This window comes from Hymenobacter defluvii (genome assembly GCF_017589435.1).
GTDB classification, from domain to species: Bacteria; Bacteroidota; Bacteroidia; order Cytophagales; family Hymenobacteraceae; genus Hymenobacter; species Hymenobacter profundi.
This window is the reverse complement of record NZ_JAGETX010000023.1, coordinates 30,793-48,333: the sequence shown is the minus strand read 5'-3', so window position 1 is coordinate 48,333 and position 17,541 is coordinate 30,793. Positions and strand designations below refer to the sequence as shown.

Sequence of the window (17,541 nt, the reverse complement as noted above, 5' to 3'; positions counted from 1 at the left end):
GAACCGCTACCGGTTGTCACTTGGCTATTTTGACCAGAAAGGCACTATTGTGGGTTCGGGCTATAATCGCATAAGCGGGCAGGTATTCTCTCTTGACCGGGCATACGGCCTAGACACTGGTTTACCCGACGAAACGGCAGGTCTAAACGACTTAGGAAACCCTTCGCGCAATACCATCGCGAATGGTGGCGGAATCATTTTTCCTGGTGTTCAAGAAGATGGTACCCCCAATACAGTGCGGGCTGATAATAGTACGACAGAAGGCTACACCGCTTATGGCACTACGGTTAACCCCTCAGCAGCTTTTGTGTATGATGCGAGTTTCGTGAAGTTGCGGGAACTAGCCTTGAACTATGCTATTCCACAGTCGTTTGTTTCAAAGTGGGGGCCAGTAAAGGGAGCTGAAGTTTCTATCGTTGGCCGTAATCTGTGGATTATACACAAAAACTTGCCTGACGCTGATCCTGAAGACGCTGTTAGCTCCGGTAACTACGGTCTAGGATATTCTACAGGGGCCTATCCCTCCGTTCGTACGCTTGGTGTGAACGTCAAACTCAGTTTCTAATTTCTGATATGAAAAAGCAGCTTTTACTTGGTCTAGGCCTATCGATGCTCTTGGCTACTTCATGCGTCGATTCGCTAGATGATTATAACGTAGATCCAAAAAGCCCAACCACTGCGCCGGGTACTACATTTGTCTCTAATGCTGAGCGTAATTTAGTTAGGACTATTAACAGCGCTAATATTAACGCGAATCCGTTTCGGTACTATGTACAATACTGGGCCGCTACTGATTACCCACAGGAGAGCCGTTATCAGATTAATACACGGAGCATCAATACTAACTATTGGAATCCGTTGTACCGAGACGTCCTGCTTGATTTAAAAGAGGCAAAAAGGAACATTGAAACGGATGTCACTATCAGTGATGACGTGAAGGCGAATCAACTGGCTAGTGCAGAAGTATTAGAAATTTTTACTTGGGCTACGCTTGTAGAAACATTCGGAAATGTACCTTATACCCAAGCGCTTGATATCTCTAATCCTCAGCCAGCATATGATGACCAAAAAGCCATCTATGATGATTTAATCAAACGGTTGGATGCCGCTATTGCACAGTTCAAACCGAATGCTACTGGCTTAGGAAGTGCGGATTTGCTCAACAATGGAGATACAGGTCTGTGGATCAAGTTCGCTAACTCTTTGAAGCTTCGTATGGCTCTCACCATAGCGGACGTGAACGATGCGCAAGCAAAGACAATGGCAGCTTCTGTATCTGGTAAAGTTCTGGCCTCCAATGCTGATAATGTTGATCTAGCTTTCCTATCTACCTTTCCCAATACAAATCCTTTGTTTGAGGACTTAGTAAGAAGCGGACGTAATGACTTTGTGGGGACTAGCTTTTTCATCAACAAGTTAAAAGACCTGCAAGATCCTCGGCTAAGCCAGTATTTCAACCCAGTAATAGAAGGAGGTACAACCTATACGGGCGGTGAGTATGGAGTTACGAACGCCTACACAGATTTCTCTACGCCCGGCAATAAGTTGAAGGAGCCTACACTACCCGGAGTAGTTATGTCATATGCTCAGGTTGAGTTTATGTTGGCGGAAGCGGTTGCTCGAGGTTACAGTGTAGGTGGAACCGTTGAGGAGCATTATAATGCAGCTGTTAAAGCGTCAATTCTAGAGTGGGGAGGTACTGATGCCGCAGCAAACACATATCTGTCGCAGCCATCAGTTGCTTATGCTACTGCTCCGGGTGCTACCTATAAAGAAAAGATAGGTGTGCAAAAGTGGATTGCTCTCTATAATCAGCCGACCGAAGCTTATAAGGAGTGGCGTAGATTGGATAGTCCAAAACTAACTAAGCCGTCAACGGCTGTTAGTGATATTCCACTACGATATACATATCCTATTGCAGAGCAAAGCGTAAACGGCGCTAATTACTCCGCTGCTGCCGCTGCTATCGGCGGTGACCAAGTAACTACTGCTTTGTTTTGGGACAAATTCAGACAATAATTTTATCATTCTAAAAGAAGAGGCGAACCAGATTTCTGGTTCGCCTCTTCTTTTAATGGCCTATTTATCAAGGTGATTCAACTTATCCCTGCATCAGATACGCCTTGATATACTCGTCTAAGTCCCCATCCAATACAGCTTGTACGTCAGTGCGCTCCACGCCAGTGCGGAGGTCTTTAATGAGCTTGTAGGGATGGAGCACGTAGTTGCGGATCTGTGAGCCGAAATCGATGCGTTTTTTGCCTGCTTCGATTTTGGCGCGTTCCTCGTTGCGCTTGTCTAGTTCTTGCTGATAGAGGCGCGATTTGAGCATGCGTAGCGCGTGTTCTTTGTTCATGAGCTGGCTGCGCTCAATCTGCACGGCGATGATGATGCCAGAGGGTGCATGCGTGAGGCGTACGGCAGTTTCTACCTTATTTACGTTCTGCCCACCAGCGCCACCAGCTCGGAACGTGTCCCAGGTAATGTCGCCAGGGTTGATCTGGATATCGATGGTATCGTCGACGACAGGGTAGGCGTAGATGGATGCAAACGATGTGTGGCGGCGGCCGCTGCTATCGAAGGGAGAGATACGTACGAGGCGGTGCACGCCACTTTCGCCTTTTAGGTAGCCGTAAGCAAAGTCGCCGGTGATTTCCAGGGAAGCTGATTTGATGCCGGCACCTTCGCCGGGCTGGTAGCTGAGCTGCTTCACCGTGAAATTGTGCTTCTCGCCCCACATGATGTACATGCGCATCAGCATCTCGGCCCAGTCCTGGCTTTCGGTGCCGCCGGCACCGGGGTTGATTTCTACGATGGCTGAGAGCTGGTCTTCCTCCTCAGACAGCATGCGCTTGAACTCCAGATCTTCTACGGCTTTTTGGGCCACTGCGAATTCCTGTTGGAGTTCGGCCTCGGTGGCTTCGCCTTCGCGGTAGAAATCAAAGAGCACCTCTACGTCGGCAATATGCTGCTCTACGGTTTCGTAATCATCGGTCCAGAATTTCTGGCTCTTGATTTCCTTAAGCGTGAGTTCTGCCTGTTTAGAATCGTCCCAGAAATCGGGGGCGAGGGTGCGCTGTTCCGTTTCTTCTATTTGCGCTTTGCGGGCATCGTAGTCAAAGATACCTCCTCAGGGCCTCAGCACGGCCCTTCAATTCCTTCACCTGATCTTGCGTCATTACGGGGGAATATTAAATGATGAATAAACAAAGGTCGGTAGGATTACCGAGTGTAGGAGGTAGGAGGCGTGAGAGCCACTAAATGCAAAGCTCGGCTTCGTAACGAGTAGATAAAGTCAGAGGATGACTTTGGTACCCGTTGCGAAGCCGAGCTTGCTGTAGCTGATCTGCTTATACGCTCACCATCCAGCTATGCTCATCGGGAGCAGTGCCTACCCGGATATCGGTGAGAGCGGCGCTAACCCGACGCGCAAACGAGTCGTCTGTGAGGTCCGGCAGCTCGTAGTCCTGGCCGCGGTAGCCTATCACGGCTATGGGTGCGATAGTGACAGCCGTGCCTACCCCAAAGGCTTCCTGAAGCGTGCCATTAGCCTGCGCCTCTAGAATCTCCACGGAAGATACTTTACGTTCCTCTACGGTCATTCCCCAATCGTGGGCTAGTTGGAGTACGCTTTTGCGGGTAATGCCGTCTAGAATAGACGAGCTGACCGCGGGCGTAATCAAACGACCATCTACCACAAACATCACGTTCATAGTGCCAGATTCTTCAATGAAGCGGTGCTCTGAAGCATCGGTCCACAGGAGCTGGTTATAGCCATCCTGCTGGGCCAGCTTAGTAGGGTACATGGCCGCGCCATAGTTGCCGGCGTTTTTGGCGAAGCCCGCGCCGCCCTCCGCGGAGCGCACATATTTCTCCTCGAACCGCACGCGTAGCGGCTTGTTAAAAAAGGAAGCTACTGGGCAGGTGATAATGATGAACCGGTAGGTGCTGGATGGCCGAACGCCCAACATGCCATCGGTGGCAAACATGAAGGGGCGAATATAGAGTGAGGTGCCAGGGGCGCTAGGTACCCACTCCCCATCCAGACGAATTAACTGAAGGAGCCCCTGCATGAATATCTCCTCGGGTACGGCGGGCATGCACATACGCTCAGCCGACAGGTTGAGGCGGCGCAGGTTATCGAGTGGCCGAAATAGGGTGATGTTGCCTTCGGTATTCTTATAGGCTTTCATACCCTCAAAAATGGCTTGACCATAGTGCAGCGCCGAGTTGGCAGGGCTTACTTCAATAGGGCCGTAGGGTACGATGCGCGGCTGCTGCCAGCTCCCGTCGCGGTAGTCCACCACCAGCATATGGTCAGAAAAAGTCTGGCCGAATTCAAGACGGCTCAGGTCTACTTGCGGAAGGGTAGAGGCTGTTGTGCGTTGGGTGGGAATGTCGAGGGTAAGAGACATAAAAAAACCAAAAAGAGTAAAGTTGGGTGGCAGCTTAAGCGACGTTAGAGGCGGGGTTTCCAGGTCACTTCCTCCGCGCCGAGGTCGTGGGCCATCTGACGGCCCAGTACAAACAGGTAGTCAGACAGACGGTTCAGGTAGACAATGACTAAATCAGCCACAAAAGACTCTTCGCGCAGGTGAATGACCAGACGCTCGGCGCGGCGGCAGACGCAGCGCGCTACGTGCGACACCGAAACTGATGGATGCCCGCCGGGTAGGATGAACTCGCGCAACTCGGGCAAGCCGGCATTCATACGGTCCATTTCCTGCTCCAGCAGCGCCACGTCTTCGGCGTGTAAATCTGGAATCTTCATCTTCGATTTCTCGGGATCCGAAGCCAGCGAAGCACCCATGGTGAACAACCGGTCTTGAATTTCTTTCAGCAAGCCGCGGCGGCTGCCGTTCACGTCCTGGTCGCGCAGCAGGCCAATGTAGGCGTTTAGCTCATCCACCGTCCCGTAGCAATCAATGCGGAGGCTGGACTTCGGCACGCGCGTGCCACCAATGAGAGAAGTCAGGCCTTGGTCGCCGGTTTTGGTGTAGATTTTCATGGGGTAGGGATGAGTGAATGAATGGATGCGTGGTTGAGAAATTGGGTGTTCTCGTCAGTCAACCACGCACTCATTTACCCATTCAGTACGTGCGTTGTCACGTGCTCGTTGATGATGTCGGACTCAATCAGGCCGTCGCGCAGGCGTACTACGCGGTGGGCGTAGTTGGCAATATCTTCCTCGTGCGTGACCATGATGATGGTGTTGCCTTTCGCGTACAGCGCCTCGAACAAGTCCATAATCTCGTGACTGGTTTTGGAGTCGAGGGCGCCAGTGGGTTCGTCGGCCAGAATGATGCTGGGGTCGTTGACGAGGGCGCGGGCGATGGCTACGCGCTGGCGCTGGCCGCCACTCAGTTCGTTGGGGCGGTGCAGGGCGCGTTCGGCCAGACCCACGCTGCGCAGGGCCTCGCGGGCACGCTCTTGCCGCTCGCTCTTACCGTAGCCGGCGTAAATAAGGGGTAGGGCCACATTATCGAGGGCAGTAGCGCGGGGTAGCAAGTTGAATGACTGGAATACAAACCCGATTTCACGGTTGCGCACGTCAGCCAACTGGTTGTCCGACATATGACTGACATCGTGATTATTCAGCACGTATTTTCCACCAGAAGGCGTATCCAGGCAGCCCACAATATTCATCAGCGTAGACTTTCCGGAACCCGACGGGCCCATAAACGCCACGTACTCACCCCGGTTGATGCTAATGGACACGGATTGCAGCGCATGAATCTCCTCCATGCCCATGCGGTATACTTTGGATATGTTGGTGGTTTCGATGATGGGCTGCTGCATGGCCAAGTAGGTTAGTTCCAGGATTCCGTGGCGGCAATTATAGCCGAACGACGAGCTTCGTACTGCGCAAGAAAGGTAGCGTATTCGGGGGGGGAAAGCAACGCACGTAGCTGGTTGAGCGGATCAGTAGCGTAAGTGGTCAGCCCTACGGGAATAGTCGCCAACACATAGGCTCGTAGTAGCTGGGGCGAGTTGGGGGCATACTCCAGGCCGCGCACTAACGCATCGTAGGCCTGCTGATACTTTTTCTGGTTGGTGTAGAAGTCGGCAGCTGCGAGTACGGCTTCCGGCTCGAATGGTGCTTCTCGCAGCAAGGCCGCAAATTGCTTGCCGGCAGTGGACGGTTGCGTATGTGCTGCCAGCAGCGCTTGGTAAGTTAGGTAGTTAGGCTGATCGGCTGCCGTGAAATAGCCAGTAGACACCAGCTTTTGCAAATCGGTCCAGCGTAGCTCAGCCAGGTACAACTCGCCGCGCACCACATTCCAACGCGAAGCAGTGCGGGTTTTGGTGGCGGAAGGTAGGGCGAATTGTTCCACCACCTGCCGGGCTGCTGCCAACTGTCCGGCGTCGATGGCGCGGGGCAACTGAGCCAGCAAGGCCTCTGTGCGTACGGGGGCGGGTAGGGCAGCGGCTGCTGGCAGCCACTGCGCAGGCGGTAGTGTATTGCCTTGCACCACCAAGAACTGGGCCTTTATAGAATCGGGCGCAGTAGCGTAGTCGGCGGGGTAGGAGAGCGTGAGTACTTGGCGTAGCAGACGGCCGGCATAATCGATGCTGTCTGGTGCGGGTAGGGACGTGCGGCCCCAGTCGGGTTCTCCATTCAGCGTGAAAGCATAGGCGCGCCCTACCCGCGCATCGGGATAGCCATTCACCTGCGCCGTCGTGAACAGGTGCTCGGCGCGGGCGTATAGTTGCTGCTGTAGCAACCAAGTGCCCATCAGGTTTTGGTAGTAGGCAGCGCTGGCATTGGTGCCGAGCGTGAGCGGTTGCAGGGTAGCCTGAGCCGCCGCAAGTCGGCCGCCGTAGTGCTGGGTAAGCGCCAGCAGAAAGCTTAGCTGCTCGTGGTAGGCGCTGTCGATGGGCTCTTGGCGCAGCTGCCGCAGGGTAGGGAGCAAACTGGTGTCGCGGGCCGTGGCGCGGGCCAGCGCTAGGTGGTAGAGCCGAGCGAAAGTTGGTAGCGACAAACCTTCGCCTGCCTTCAACTGAGGTACCGCCGGCGCGGGCTGCCCGGTTATCCGAGCCAGCAGCAACTCATTGCTCTGCAAGGCGGGTTGCTCGCCGCTGGCGGCATGGTCGGTAGCCCATTGCTGGGCAGCGGTCAGGTCTTGCTGAATCAGGAAAGCGAGGCGGTTGGTGCGTACGGCCTCATTGGTAGGCGCATCTTCTTCGGCTCGACGCAGATAGTAATCCACCGAGTCGGTAAGGGTAGAACGGGAGTAGAGCTGCGCCATGTCGCTGGCCAGGAACGCATTGTTGGGCGTTGCCTGCAACCCATCGCGCAAGGCCTGTTGGCGGTCGAAGAAGTCGGCTGGCTCGTTGTAGAGTGCTGCCAGTCGTAACGACAGCCGTGGCGAGGGTGCCCGGCTCAGGGCGCGGCGTAATGCGTTGATTTCATTCTGGCGCTGAAACCGGAAGCGGTAGAGTGCCGCCCGTCCCCAACTGGCTTTGTGATTGAAGCGGTCCAGCATGTCGCTTTCGGCGTAGTAGCGTTCGGCCAATAAAGCAATGGGTGTTACTTCGGGCTGCTGCTCGCTCTGGAGGCGGGTCACATCACCTAAATTGTTGTAAAAGCCTGCTTCTACCTGATCCAGTACAAAGAAATGCGTGCGCAAGCCGGTAATCAGTAGCAGGCCTACGCCCATGATATAGACCACGTAGAACGGCAGGCGGCGCGGCTGGTAGACCACCCGGTACACCGAAAGCCGCTGCTTGATGAGCGGTCCAAAGTTGAAGATCAGATATAATAGGAAGCCTCCACCGCATCCCAGAAAAGCCAGCGCCGTGAACTGCCGGGCAGCTTCCAGCAATGGGTCGTTTAGGGTAGCCAGCGCGTAGCCCAGCGTGGCGGCCGCAATGGCCAACAGCGTGAGGTAGATAGGGGCCATACCCGTGGCGTAGGGTAGCCACTCGTTATAGGTAGAAGCACGATGGCGTAGCCCCAACCAGCCCACCAACGCGGCGGGCAATAGAAACAGCAGCGGATCTAAGCGAAGAGTATCAGTTAGCTGCACCACGCCGTTGCGCCAGTAGTACAGGAATAGCAGCGTGAGGTACAAAATGCTGAGCGCCAACAGCGGCAGGCGCCCAAGGCGATAGCGCGGCTGCTCGCTCATCGTCCCTACCCACAGCAAGCCATGAACATTCTCGAAGCCGAGCCAGAGCACCACCAAGGCCACGGCTACGGCGCCACCGCGGGTAGCGTAGGTAGCCAATTGCAACGCCGTGATGTCGGTAGGGTAGGAGCTGCGCACGAACAGCAGCGCGCTCAGGCCAGTTACCAGCACCGCAAATGCTCCCAGTCGTTGCCAACGCGGTACCGTAGGCCAAAAGGCGTGGAAAGCATACGCCGGAAGCCCCAGTGCTACCAGGGCTAGCACCAGAAAATATTGCCGTTGCGCATCAAATATCCCCAGCAAATCGGGGCTCAGCGACATCAGCAGGAAAAACACCGAGGCCATTGCCACCACAAAAGCCGGCCGGCCGAACGCCGTGATGGTAGCGAGGAAATAGATGAGACTACCCGCCAGCACGGCCAGAAAAGCTATAGCCGCCACCGGCCGCACGAAGGGGCCCGCCACATCATGGGTTTGAGTGAGCAAGTAGGCGTTGGCCCGCACAGGAAGGCCCGCCAGCCCTACCCGCACTGTGTCGAGGGTGAGGGGTAGGGGCTTGAACTGCGTAACCGGCTGGAGCGGCAGCGTGTACTGTGCCCCTGTGAAGTAATGAAAAAGGGCCAGCCCTACGGCCAGCACAGCAAGCAGCGCCGGACCTAGCAGCCAGGGGCTCCAACGATGCGGCGAGATAGAAGGAGCAGAAGTCGGCACTAACTAATTATTCAAAAGCTAACTAGTTGTCAAGTGGTAGGTTATCCGTTGTTAGTGTTCTAAGTGATTCACTAACAACAGATAACTGCCACCTGACAGCTAAAAATAACGCGAGTTAATCCAGAACTTTGGGTACGCGGAAATAGTCGGAATCCTTGCGTGGGGCGTTGCGTAGACCCTCCTGGTGGCTTACGGTATTATGCGCTTCATCGGGGCGCAATACATTGATTTCCTGCGATAAGTGCACCAGCGGGGCCACGTTGCTGGTATCGAGTTGGCGGAGCTGATCCACCCAATCCAGAATCTCGTTGAGGGCGCCCAGCATTTCTTGCTCTTTAGTGGCGTCGAACTCGAGGCGAGAGAGGTGGGCCAACTGGCGCAGGGTGTTGATATCAGTGCTCAAAGCAAAGGGGCGTTAGGGTAGGGAAAAGGTGGGCAGCCAACGGAGTTGACCGCCCACCTTCAAAATTACGAATTCGGCAGACTTAGTTCTGCCCGGTCGTTGCTGTGTTGCTCGGTCTTCTGCTCCACGGCTTGGGTAGCGGGTGGGGTAGGGCGCCAAGTAAAGGCCGGTGGCACCCCGGCCGCTTCGGGCTGAAACTCGCTGGCGATGAGATCGTGCGCACGTTGTTTCAGGGCGGGCACGTCGGCCATCGTGAGATTGTGCGTCGGGATGGGCTCGTGCAGTACGATACGCAAGGGCGTGTAGCGGATGCGCAGGCCACTTATATCGGGCATGAAGCGGTGGTTCAGCGGCATCGATACGGGCACCAGCGGTACGCCGGCGGCAATAGCCAACTGGAAAGCGCCGTCTTTAAAAGGCACCATCTGCTCGCCGGGCTTCTCAGAAATAGTGCCTTCCGGAAAAATCACCACCGAGCGCCCCGCCGCCAGGCTCTGCTTGGCCAGCACCATCGAGCGGCCCCGGCTTACGGCACTGTTGCGATTCACGGTGATGTAGGCGCTGCCGAAAATCGGTCCCCAAAGCGGTGTTTTCGCCAGTGTGTCTTTGCCAATAATGTTCAGGAAGCCCGGAAGGGTGCTGAACAGCAACGGAATATCAATGTAGGAACTGTGGTTGGCCACGTACACGCAAGGCTGACCAAGGGGCGGCTGGTTTTTGCGCACGATGCTTACCGGCATACCCCACATGAAAATTGCCGACGATGACCAGAACCGGTTGACTTTGTGTAGCCAGGGGTGCCGGCTAGGCTTACGCGCCAGTACCCATTGCAGAGGGTAGGTATAGAAAAATGGCGATACAAACCAGAACGTGCACCAAGTAGTATAGATTCGTTGACCAATAAAACGCAGTAGCTGACGCATATACAAGCAAACTGGAAGGCGAAACAAACACAGTACCCAAGAAAGGCACCGCAAGCATACGCAGAGATTTCTAAAGCAACGGTGAAGCCGAAGAGCCTACCCCGGCTGCTGCCGGCTGGCCAGCACCCGCTCGGCCTTCAGCAAACCGGCCACGCTAATGGCATCGGTAATGCGGTTTTGCATTACCATCTCAACAGCTTCTGCCAAGGGTAGGTGCCATAGGCGCAGCTCTTCGGTTTCTTCGGGCTCTACCTCACCGGGCACCAGGTCCTCGGCCAGAAAAACGAAGCCTTCCTCATCGGTTACGGAGTTGGAGGTATGCAGGCGGGCAATGTTGGTCCAGCGGCGCGCCGTGAAGCCCGTTTCCTCGCGCAGCTCCCGCTGCGCCGATTCCAGAATATCCAGCTCCACAGGGCCACCGCCCATCGGAATTTCCCAGCTGTACTCGTTCAGCGTGTATCGGTACTGCCCTACCAGCCACGTGTAGCCCTGCGCATCAATAGGCACAATGCCCAAAGCTTTGTTTTTCATCGATACTACCCCGTAGATGCCTGGGTTGCCGGCCGGGTTCAGTACCTGGTCCTCGCGCACCCTGATCCAGGGGTTCTGGTACTGCATGGCGGTGCTTAGCACTTGCCAGGGGTTGCGGGTTTCATCAAAATCAGCGGCCGGAATAGAGGTCATAGGAAGAGAAATGAAGGAAGGACTAGGCAAAAATACGATTACCCGCTTACTCCGGTAGCAACTGCTGGTCGGCCAGAAGTATTCATTGGTCGACAGAAGTAGGTCAGTAGTCCAGTTTAAGTAGCATTATTCACCGCTATTTGGTAGCTTTGTCTTAATAAAATTAAATAACACAGGTCAGGATAGTGGAAAGGAAGGTTCTGCCTGTGTGCGTTGTTCGGCGAAAGGAATAGGGTGGATGATTTTAACCCCGAACAACGTTTGGAAAGGCCATTGCGGTACGCAATGGCCTTTTTTCGTATGCGGTAACCGCTAACCTCCGGCGCATAGCTGCCGTATCAGATAAGAGCAGGCAGTCGTTCACACCCCGGCTGCCCCTTTTCGCTCTATGGCTAACGACCCTAAAAAGAATAATCAAGCTAAAACAGACCTGCCGAAAGAAGGCGACCCACTGTTCAACCTGCACCACGCGCAAGCGGAAGCCGAACTAGCTAAGAAAAACGGCGGCCTCGGCCCGACCACCAACGAATACATGACCGAAGACGAGCAAGATAACGTGGACGCTTCTATTGCGCCGCGCGATAGTCAGGGTTTTGTTCGCGGTCAGGACGACTCCGATGTGATTGGCAGCAATGCCGGTGACCACAAATAAACGAGGCCTCGTTCAATAGGCTGATCAACGGCCCGGCTGGTAGCACAGAAGCTGCCAGCCGGGCCGTTTTATGTGGAGGTGTTGCGTACGTTTGCACCCATTATGCTGCTTACTTCCTACACCACGCACCTACACGAGGCTGGCCTCGATGAGGCCGGTCGGGGCTGTCTGGCCGGGCCAGTCTTTGCCGCCGCCGTCATATTGCCACCCGATTTTCACGCGCCCTACCTCAACGATTCCAAGCAAATGACTGCCCGCCGCCGCGAGCAGGTGCGCGCCGACATCTGCCGTGAGGCCATTGCCTGGGCCGTGGCCGAAGCCTCGCCTACTGAAATAGGTGAAATAAATATTGCGCAGGCCAGCTACTTAGCCATGCACCGCGCTGTGCAGCAACTGCCCATCACGCCCGATTTTTTGTTGGTCGATGGCAACCGTTTCCGGCCCTACCCTGGCCTAGAACACGCCTGCATCATTGGCGGCGACGCCCTGTACCGGAACATTGCCGCGGCATCGGTACTGGCCAAAACGTTTCGGGATGAGCGCATGCGGGCGCTGGCGGAGGCATATCCGTATTATGGATGGGAGCAGAACGCGGGTTACCCTACCCCCAAGCACCGGGAGGCCATTCGGACGCACGGTCCTTGCGAGCATCACCGGCTCGGCTTTCGATTGCTTTAATTAGTTATTCGTGAAATACGCTTGTCATCCAGAGTGCAGCGAAGGACCTTCTCATGCGCGAATAAGTCTTTATTACGCCAGTCGTTCAACTGACATAAGGTCCTTCGTTGCACTCTGGATGACAAGCGTATTTCACGAATAACTAGCAACTCGTTGCCTACTGATCTTTCAGGCGCAGCAAATCGAGGAACAAACTGAAACCGTCGATAGTAGTGGCGCCTTCGCCGAACTTATCGAAGCTAAGGGGCTTGATAATGTAGCCACTTACGGCCAAATTCTGGGCCTTCAGGCGGTCAGTTTCCAGGTCGGAGGTAGTAGTGATAAATACGTTGAGACCTACAAACTCGGGGTCGGAGCGGAGTTCTTGCAGCATCTCCAGCCCGTTCATGCGGGGCATGTTGATGTCTAGAATAACGACGCTGGGCTTTTCGATGCGAGATTCGCCGCTCTCACCGCGCAACATATTGAGTGCCTCGCGGCCGTTGCGGGCAATGTGCAGCGGCACGGCTACATTGTGTTTGCGCAATTCGCGCTGGACATTCATAATATCAAGTTGGTCATCTTCAACCAACAGGATACTGGGGGTAGGATCGGCAGACATAAGAAACAAAGTACTGAGCAATAGAGCCGGTGGGTGACTATGCTTAATACGGTAGGTCAGGCGTTTGGATTAACTAAGTTGGTGGATAGCGCCGGCAGGTCGCTGGTGAGCGTTTGCTTGGCCCAGCTGAAAATAAAGGTAGCGCCTGCCTCCTCTGCCGATTCTACCCGAATGGTGCCACCGTGGCGCTCCACAATCTTTTTCACAATAGCCAGCCCCACGCCGGTGCTTTCTAGGGTATCGCGCTCGGTGAGGGTCTGAAAAATGACGAAAATCCGCTCGTGGTACTCTGGCGCAATACCGGGGCCATCGTCGGCTATGGCAAAAATATATTGCTTGCGATTTTCCTGTATGCTGATGCGGACATGACCAGTGGCCGGATGGTCGTGGTACTTCAGGGCGTTGCTGATCAGGTTGGTGAATACCTGCTGAAGCGGCACGCGGCTAGTAACGAAAGTAGGTAGGAAAGTGGGAAGCTCCACCTGAAAACCGGTCGGTGGGGCCAGCGAATCCACGATTTCGTTGAGCAGTTCCCGCACATCTACCCACTCCTCGGGCTGCTGCACCCGGCCAATTCGCGCCAGATCCAAGATACCCGTAATGAGGTGTTCCATGCGGTGCACGCGGGTACGCATCAGCGCCAAAAACTCTTGGATGTGGGGAGGAAGCTCTTCGGCCATGTCTTCTTCAATCCAGCGGGAGGCGCTTTCAATGCCGCGCAGAGGCGCTTTCAAGTCGTGCGATACTACGTAAGCGAACTGGTCGAGCTCCTCGTTGCGGCGGGCCAGCTGTGTGATGTTAGTATCGATGGTGCGGGCCATACGGTTCAGCGACTGCGCCAGCTCGCTTAGCTCATCGCGCTGGGTGTCGCGCAGGCCAGTGCTGTAGTCGCCGCTGGCAATCCGGCGGGCTAGCTGCACCATGCTGCCAATGCGCCCCGAAATCTGCCGTACAATATAAGAGGCCCACAGCAAGCTCAGCACACCCGCTAACACCGAAATAGCGATGGATAAGATGCGGGCTTGCTGGATGCTTTCCGCGAGCTTCACGCGTTGCTTGGCGCGGCTGTCAAACTCCTGCTGATCGAATTTTTCGAAGAGTACCCTAATCTGATCGACCAGCTGTTTGCCCGTCAGGTTCGTCATCAAGTTGCCGTGGGGCATTTCAAGTAACAGCAGCTGGTCGGCGTTGCGGCGGTGTGCCTCGCGCTTCTCGCTTACCAGCATGTGCGAGTAGTCGGCCCACTGCTGGTACAAGTGCTGCGCCCGCTCAATACGTCCTTGCTGGGGAGAGCCAGTTTCCAGTTGACTCCGCAGGCGCAGGAAGCGCCCCAGCAAATCTCGCTCGCCTTTGTAGTAAGACTCCAACATTCTTTCGTTGCCGATCAGCAGGTAGCCCCGGAAGCCCGATTCCATATCCACAATACTGCGCAGCAGCAAGGTGGCCTCGGCTGTGATGCGCTGCGATTTCTCGACGCGCTGTGAGTTGCGCAGCACATTGCGCGAGAGCTGATAATTGACGGCCACGACCACCGCAAACAGCAGCATCACCACAATAAAACCAGCGAAGAGCTTAGTGGAAAGTTTCAGTTTCATGAATACCACGAACAATCGGACCGCTGAGGCAGCTAAAAAATCGAGCCGCAATTTCTTCGGCGGCGCGCTGCCAGCGGGTGAACTTCAAAGATAGCAGGATACGAACAGGTGCGGCCCACCGACTGGAATTGGCTACTTTTGCCCGCGTCTGGCCCTGGCTGGCCAAGGTTCGTCTTTCCATCCTTCTTCTTGTTTTCTCCATGAGCGAAGCTCTCAAGACCGTTGCCCTGAACGATGTGCACCAGCAGTTGGGTGCCAAAATGGTGCCCTTCGCGGGCTTCAACATGCCCGTGCGCTACTCTTCCGACCTCGAAGAACACCGGACCGTGCGCCGGGGTGTGGGCATTTTCGACGTGTCGCACATGGGCGAATTCCGGGTGCGTGGCCCGCAGGCTCTCGACCTCATCCAGCGCGTCACCACCAACGACGCCAGCAAGCTCCAGGACGGCAAAGCGCAATACTCCTGCCTGCCCAACGAGGAAGGCGGCATCGTAGACGACCTGTTGGTGTATAAGCTAGCCGACGAAGACTACCTGCTGGTGGTAAACGCGGGCAACATCGACAAGGACTGGGCCTGGATTTCGGCGCGCAACACAGAGGGCGCGGAGCTGGAAAACCAGTCGGAGCAGTGGAGCCTGTTTGCCGTGCAAGGCCCTAAGGCTGCTGCGGCGCTCCAGTCTCTCACCGACACCGACCTGGCCAGCATTCCTTACTACTCCTTTGTGCAGGGCACATTGGCTGGTGCGCCCGGTGTTATTCTCTCGGCTACGGGCTACACGGGTGCGGGCGGCTTCGAGCTGTATGTGCCTAACGAGTATGCTCAACACGTGTGGGAAGCGGTGATGGAAGCCGGGCAGGAGTACGGCATCAAGCCCATCGGCCTGGGCGCCCGCGACACGCTGCGCCTGGAAATGGGCTACTGCCTCTACGGCAACGACATCACCGACGAAACTTCGCCTCTGGAAGCCGGCTTGGGGTGGATTACCAAGTTCACCAAAGACTTCACCAACGCCAATGCCCTGAAACAGCAGAAAGCCGAAGGCGTGACACGCAAGCTGGTGGGCTTTGTGATGGACGGCCCCGGCATTCCGCGCAGCCACTACGAGCTGGTGAATGAGGCGGGCGAGAAAATTGGGGAGGTAACGTCGGGCACTCAGTCACCCTCGCTTAGCAAAGGGGTAGGGCTAGGCTACGTGCAGACTGCCTACAGCCAGCCCGGTAGTCAGGTTTTTGTGTTGGTGCGTGGCAAGCAACTGCCAGCTACCGTTACCAAACTGCCTTTTGTGTCGGGCACAGAAGCATAAGCATTAATTAGATGGATGGGGGTAGGGACAGCTTATCGGCATCCCTACCCCTGTTGTTTTTATACTGCCTTCACGACTATTGGGCGCCTGCAAGGTGCTTATTTCTATGCCGACTCTGGATATTTGTTTTTCGCCTGACCTGCTGCCACTCTACGATTTACGTGGGCGCATAGCCGTGGTGGTAGATATTTTGCGTGCTACCTCGAGCATCGTTACGGCGCTGGCGCAGGGCGTTGCGCATTTGGTGCCAGTCGAGACGCTGGCGGAGTGCCGGGCGCTGGCCGCCGATAACTACCTGACTGCCGCCGAGCGCGACGGTGTGCAGGCAGAAGGGGTAGATCTTGGCAACTCGCCCTTCGGCTACCTTGATGGGGTAGTGCCGGTGCAAGGCCGCAACGTGGCCATCACCACCACCAACGGCACCCGCGCCATGCACCTGTCGCGCGCGGCCGATGAGGTAGTGGTGGGGGCTTTCCTGAACCTGGGAGCCGTGGCCGATTTTCTACGCCAGCAGGGTAGGGATGTAATCGTGGTATGCGCCGGCTGGAAAGGTCATTTTTGTCTCGAAGACACGCTGTTCGGTGGCGCTCTAGCTGCCCGCCTCGCCCCAGACTTCGACGTAATCAGTTCTGACGCGACCCTGGCCGCCCTCGACCTCTGGGAAAAAGCCAGCCCCGACGTAGCCGCCTACCTCCTGAAATCGGCCCACGTGCGCCGCCTCAACCGCCTCGAAGCTCACAAAGACATGGAATTCTGCGTGCGCCAGGATGAATATGACTTGGTACCGGTGTGGCGGGAAGGAAAAATTGTGAAGTTGTGAGGTATTGAAAACGTCTGTCATCCTGAGCAGAGCGAAGGACCTTCTCACGCCAAAACGAGTCGTTGTTGCGTCCATCGTTCACGCGTGAGAAGGTCCTTCGCTCTGCTCAGGATGACACGCGTCTTTTTCATTCACAACTCTATTTCAACTTCTCATTTTCCTTATGACGAGTAGCATCCCGCTGCGTTTTCTTAGCCAGATTGCGTTGCAACGCTTCGGTTAGATTGACGCCTGTTTGGTTGGCCAGACAGATAACCACGAATAATACATCGGCCAACTCATCGGCTAGCACCTTGTCCTTATCGGATTCTTTAAACGACTGCTCGCCGTATTGCCGAGCAACGATGCGGGCCACTTCGCCTACCTCTTCCGTCAGCATGGCCATATTGGTTAGCTCGTTAAAGTAACGGACACCAGTAGTTTGAATCCACTGATCTACGGTTTGCTGGGCTTCTTCGATAGTCATGATTGGTGAGTTGGTGAAGTTGTGAAATGGTGGGTTTGACCTTCTAATGATGCAAGTTGCGCAAACCTCGACGTTAGAACGTCAACTTCACTATCTCACCGTTCCAGCACAATCGTCACCGGCCCGTCGTTCACCAGCGCTACCTGCATATCGGCGCCGAACTCGCCGGTAGGCACGGGCTGGCCCAGCAGGGTAGTAAGTAGCTGCACAAACTGCTCGTAGAGCGGCACGGCCACGGCCGGCGGCGCAGCACCCACGTAGCTGGGGCGTGTGCCTTTGCTGGCATCGGCCAGCAGCGTAAACTGGCTGACAACCAGCACTTGCCCGCTCACATCCTGCACCGAGCGGTTCATCTTGCCTTCGTCGTCGGCGAAAATACGGAGCTGAATCAGCTTGCGGGCCATCCAGTCCAGGGTAGGGGCTGAGTCGGTGGGAGCAAAGCCTGCCAGCACCAGTAGGCCGGGGCCAATCTCGCCAGTCAGGCGACCTTCTACGGTTACGCGAGCCTCACGGACCCGCTGTACTACAACGCGCATAAGCAGGGTAAACAAGGAATGATGTGCCGGCAGATG

At 55.6% G+C, this 17,541-nt stretch carries 17 protein-coding genes and 1 pseudogene; 6 read left to right on the top strand and 12 right to left on the bottom strand.

Going from position 1 to position 17,541, the window contains the following annotated elements:
• Both J4D97_RS20670 and J4D97_RS20665 read left to right on the top strand, forming a co-directional pair.
• Positions 1-565, top strand: a pseudogene (locus J4D97_RS20670) (hypothetical protein); the annotation flags it as partial.
• An 8-nt stretch (positions 566-573) separates the two neighbouring features.
• Positions 574-2,019 carry a SusD/RagB family nutrient-binding outer membrane lipoprotein gene (locus J4D97_RS20665; protein WP_208309219.1) on the top strand — a complete coding sequence of 482 codons (1,446 nt, stop codon included), beginning with the start codon at positions 574-576 and terminating at the stop codon, positions 2,017-2,019.
• A gap of 82 nt (positions 2,020-2,101) precedes the next feature.
• Here J4D97_RS20665 and prfB read toward each other — a convergent pair.
• From prfB to J4D97_RS20625, 8 genes are all read right to left on the bottom strand, one after another.
• Positions 2,102-3,179, bottom strand: a protein-coding gene (gene prfB, locus J4D97_RS20660) for a peptide chain release factor 2 (RefSeq protein ID WP_185281049.1) whose coding sequence is annotated in 2 segments (ribosomal slippage) — positions 2,102-3,127 and positions 3,129-3,179 — 1,077 coding nt in all. Because the reading frame shifts where the segments join, the coding sequence is not laid out codon by codon here.
• A 171-nt stretch (positions 3,180-3,350) separates the two neighbouring features.
• Complete coding sequence (locus J4D97_RS20655; RefSeq protein ID WP_208309218.1) at positions 3,351-4,415, bottom strand: branched-chain amino acid aminotransferase; 1,065 nt, start codon at positions 4,413-4,415, stop codon at positions 3,351-3,353.
• Positions 4,416-4,459: 44 nt separating this feature from the next.
• On the bottom strand, positions 4,460-5,008 hold the full coding sequence (locus tag J4D97_RS20650) for a cob(I)yrinic acid a,c-diamide adenosyltransferase (RefSeq protein ID WP_208309217.1): 549 nt from the start codon (positions 5,006-5,008) through the stop codon (positions 4,460-4,462).
• 74 nt (positions 5,009-5,082) lie between these two features.
• Positions 5,083-5,799 (bottom strand): ABC transporter ATP-binding protein, encoded by a 717-nt coding sequence (locus J4D97_RS20645; RefSeq protein WP_243900441.1) that lies wholly within the window; start codon positions 5,797-5,799, stop codon positions 5,083-5,085.
• 11 nt (positions 5,800-5,810) lie between these two features.
• Positions 5,811-8,843, bottom strand: coding sequence for a hypothetical protein (locus tag J4D97_RS20640; RefSeq protein WP_208309216.1), 3,033 nt, complete (start codon positions 8,841-8,843; stop codon positions 5,811-5,813).
• A gap of 115 nt (positions 8,844-8,958) precedes the next feature.
• The gene (gatC, locus tag J4D97_RS20635; protein ID WP_185281045.1) at positions 8,959-9,246 is read right to left on the bottom strand and encodes an Asp-tRNA(Asn)/Glu-tRNA(Gln) amidotransferase subunit GatC; all 288 of its coding nucleotides are present in this window, start codon (positions 9,244-9,246) and stop codon (positions 8,959-8,961) included.
• A gap of 65 nt (positions 9,247-9,311) precedes the next feature.
• Positions 9,312-10,169 carry a lysophospholipid acyltransferase family protein gene (locus J4D97_RS20630; protein ID WP_208309215.1) on the bottom strand — a complete coding sequence of 286 codons (858 nt, stop codon included), beginning with the start codon at positions 10,167-10,169 and terminating at the stop codon, positions 9,312-9,314.
• A 96-nt stretch (positions 10,170-10,265) separates the two neighbouring features.
• Positions 10,266-10,853, bottom strand: a complete 588-nt coding sequence (locus J4D97_RS20625) for an NUDIX domain-containing protein (protein ID WP_185281043.1) — start codon at positions 10,851-10,853, stop codon at positions 10,266-10,268.
• Between the two features lie 388 nt (positions 10,854-11,241).
• Here J4D97_RS20625 and J4D97_RS20620 point away from each other — a divergent pair, with 388 nt between their 5' ends.
• Positions 11,242-11,505, top strand: coding sequence for a hypothetical protein (locus tag J4D97_RS20620; RefSeq protein ID WP_185281042.1), 264 nt, complete (start codon positions 11,242-11,244; stop codon positions 11,503-11,505).
• A 102-nt stretch (positions 11,506-11,607) separates the two neighbouring features.
• On the top strand, positions 11,608-12,183 hold the full coding sequence (locus J4D97_RS20615) for a ribonuclease HII (protein WP_208309214.1): 576 nt from the start codon (positions 11,608-11,610) through the stop codon (positions 12,181-12,183).
• A gap of 157 nt (positions 12,184-12,340) precedes the next feature.
• Here the strand turns inward: J4D97_RS20615 and J4D97_RS20610 are convergent, their stop codons facing one another.
• The gene (locus J4D97_RS20610; protein WP_185281040.1) at positions 12,341-12,784 is read right to left on the bottom strand and encodes a response regulator; all 444 of its coding nucleotides are present in this window, start codon (positions 12,782-12,784) and stop codon (positions 12,341-12,343) included.
• Between the two features lie 56 nt (positions 12,785-12,840).
• Positions 12,841-14,379 (bottom strand): sensor histidine kinase, encoded by a 1,539-nt coding sequence (locus tag J4D97_RS20605; RefSeq protein ID WP_208309213.1) that lies wholly within the window; start codon positions 14,377-14,379, stop codon positions 12,841-12,843.
• A gap of 200 nt (positions 14,380-14,579) precedes the next feature.
• Here J4D97_RS20605 and gcvT point away from each other — a divergent pair, with 200 nt between their 5' ends.
• Complete coding sequence (gcvT, locus tag J4D97_RS20600) at positions 14,580-15,683, top strand: glycine cleavage system aminomethyltransferase GcvT (RefSeq protein WP_208309212.1); 1,104 nt, start codon at positions 14,580-14,582, stop codon at positions 15,681-15,683.
• A gap of 106 nt (positions 15,684-15,789) precedes the next feature.
• Positions 15,790-16,503 (top strand): 2-phosphosulfolactate phosphatase, encoded by a 714-nt coding sequence (locus J4D97_RS20595; protein ID WP_208309211.1) that lies wholly within the window; start codon positions 15,790-15,792, stop codon positions 16,501-16,503.
• A 139-nt stretch (positions 16,504-16,642) separates the two neighbouring features.
• On the opposite strand, the gene J4D97_RS20590 is transcribed toward J4D97_RS20595, so the two are convergent.
• Both J4D97_RS20590 and dtd read right to left on the bottom strand, forming a co-directional pair.
• Complete coding sequence (locus J4D97_RS20590) at positions 16,643-16,969, bottom strand: nucleotide pyrophosphohydrolase (protein ID WP_208309210.1); 327 nt, start codon at positions 16,967-16,969, stop codon at positions 16,643-16,645.
• Positions 16,970-17,064: 95 nt separating this feature from the next.
• Positions 17,065-17,505, bottom strand: coding sequence for a D-aminoacyl-tRNA deacylase (dtd, locus tag J4D97_RS20585; RefSeq protein ID WP_185281036.1), 441 nt, complete (start codon positions 17,503-17,505; stop codon positions 17,065-17,067).
• Positions 17,506-17,541: the final 36 nt, after the last annotated feature.

Bases quoted from the DNA above. Each gene is read 5' to 3' on its own strand.
- J4D97_RS20650 (WP_208309217.1), bottom strand. From the start codon at position 5,008: ATGAAAATCTACACCAAAACCGGCGACCAAGGCCTGACTTCTCTCATT.
- J4D97_RS20605 (WP_208309213.1), bottom strand. From the start codon at position 14,379: ATGAAACTGAAACTTTCCACTAAGCTCTTCGCTGGTTTTATTGTGGTG.
- J4D97_RS20595 (WP_208309211.1), top strand. From the start codon at position 15,790: ATGCCGACTCTGGATATTTGTTTTTCGCCTGACCTGCTGCCACTCTAC.
- J4D97_RS20645 (WP_243900441.1), bottom strand. From the start codon at position 5,799: ATGCAGCAGCCCATCATCGAAACCACCAACATATCCAAAGTATACCGC.
- J4D97_RS20615 (WP_208309214.1), top strand. From the start codon at position 11,608: ATGCTGCTTACTTCCTACACCACGCACCTACACGAGGCTGGCCTCGAT.
- J4D97_RS20630 (WP_208309215.1), bottom strand. From the start codon at position 10,169: ATGCGTCAGCTACTGCGTTTTATTGGTCAACGAATCTATACTACTTGG.
- dtd (WP_185281036.1), bottom strand. From the start codon at position 17,505: ATGCGCGTTGTAGTACAGCGGGTCCGTGAGGCTCGCGTAACCGTAGAA.
- J4D97_RS20665 (WP_208309219.1), top strand. From the start codon at position 574: ATGAAAAAGCAGCTTTTACTTGGTCTAGGCCTATCGATGCTCTTGGCT.
- J4D97_RS20620 (WP_185281042.1), top strand. From the start codon at position 11,242: ATGGCTAACGACCCTAAAAAGAATAATCAAGCTAAAACAGACCTGCCG.
- J4D97_RS20625 (WP_185281043.1), bottom strand. From the start codon at position 10,853: ATGACCTCTATTCCGGCCGCTGATTTTGATGAAACCCGCAACCCCTGG.
- gcvT (WP_208309212.1), top strand. From the start codon at position 14,580: ATGAGCGAAGCTCTCAAGACCGTTGCCCTGAACGATGTGCACCAGCAG.
- J4D97_RS20655 (WP_208309218.1), bottom strand. From the start codon at position 4,415: ATGTCTCTTACCCTCGACATTCCCACCCAACGCACAACAGCCTCTACC.
- J4D97_RS20610 (WP_185281040.1), bottom strand. From the start codon at position 12,784: ATGTCTGCCGATCCTACCCCCAGTATCCTGTTGGTTGAAGATGACCAA.
- J4D97_RS20590 (WP_208309210.1), bottom strand. From the start codon at position 16,969: ATGACTATCGAAGAAGCCCAGCAAACCGTAGATCAGTGGATTCAAACT.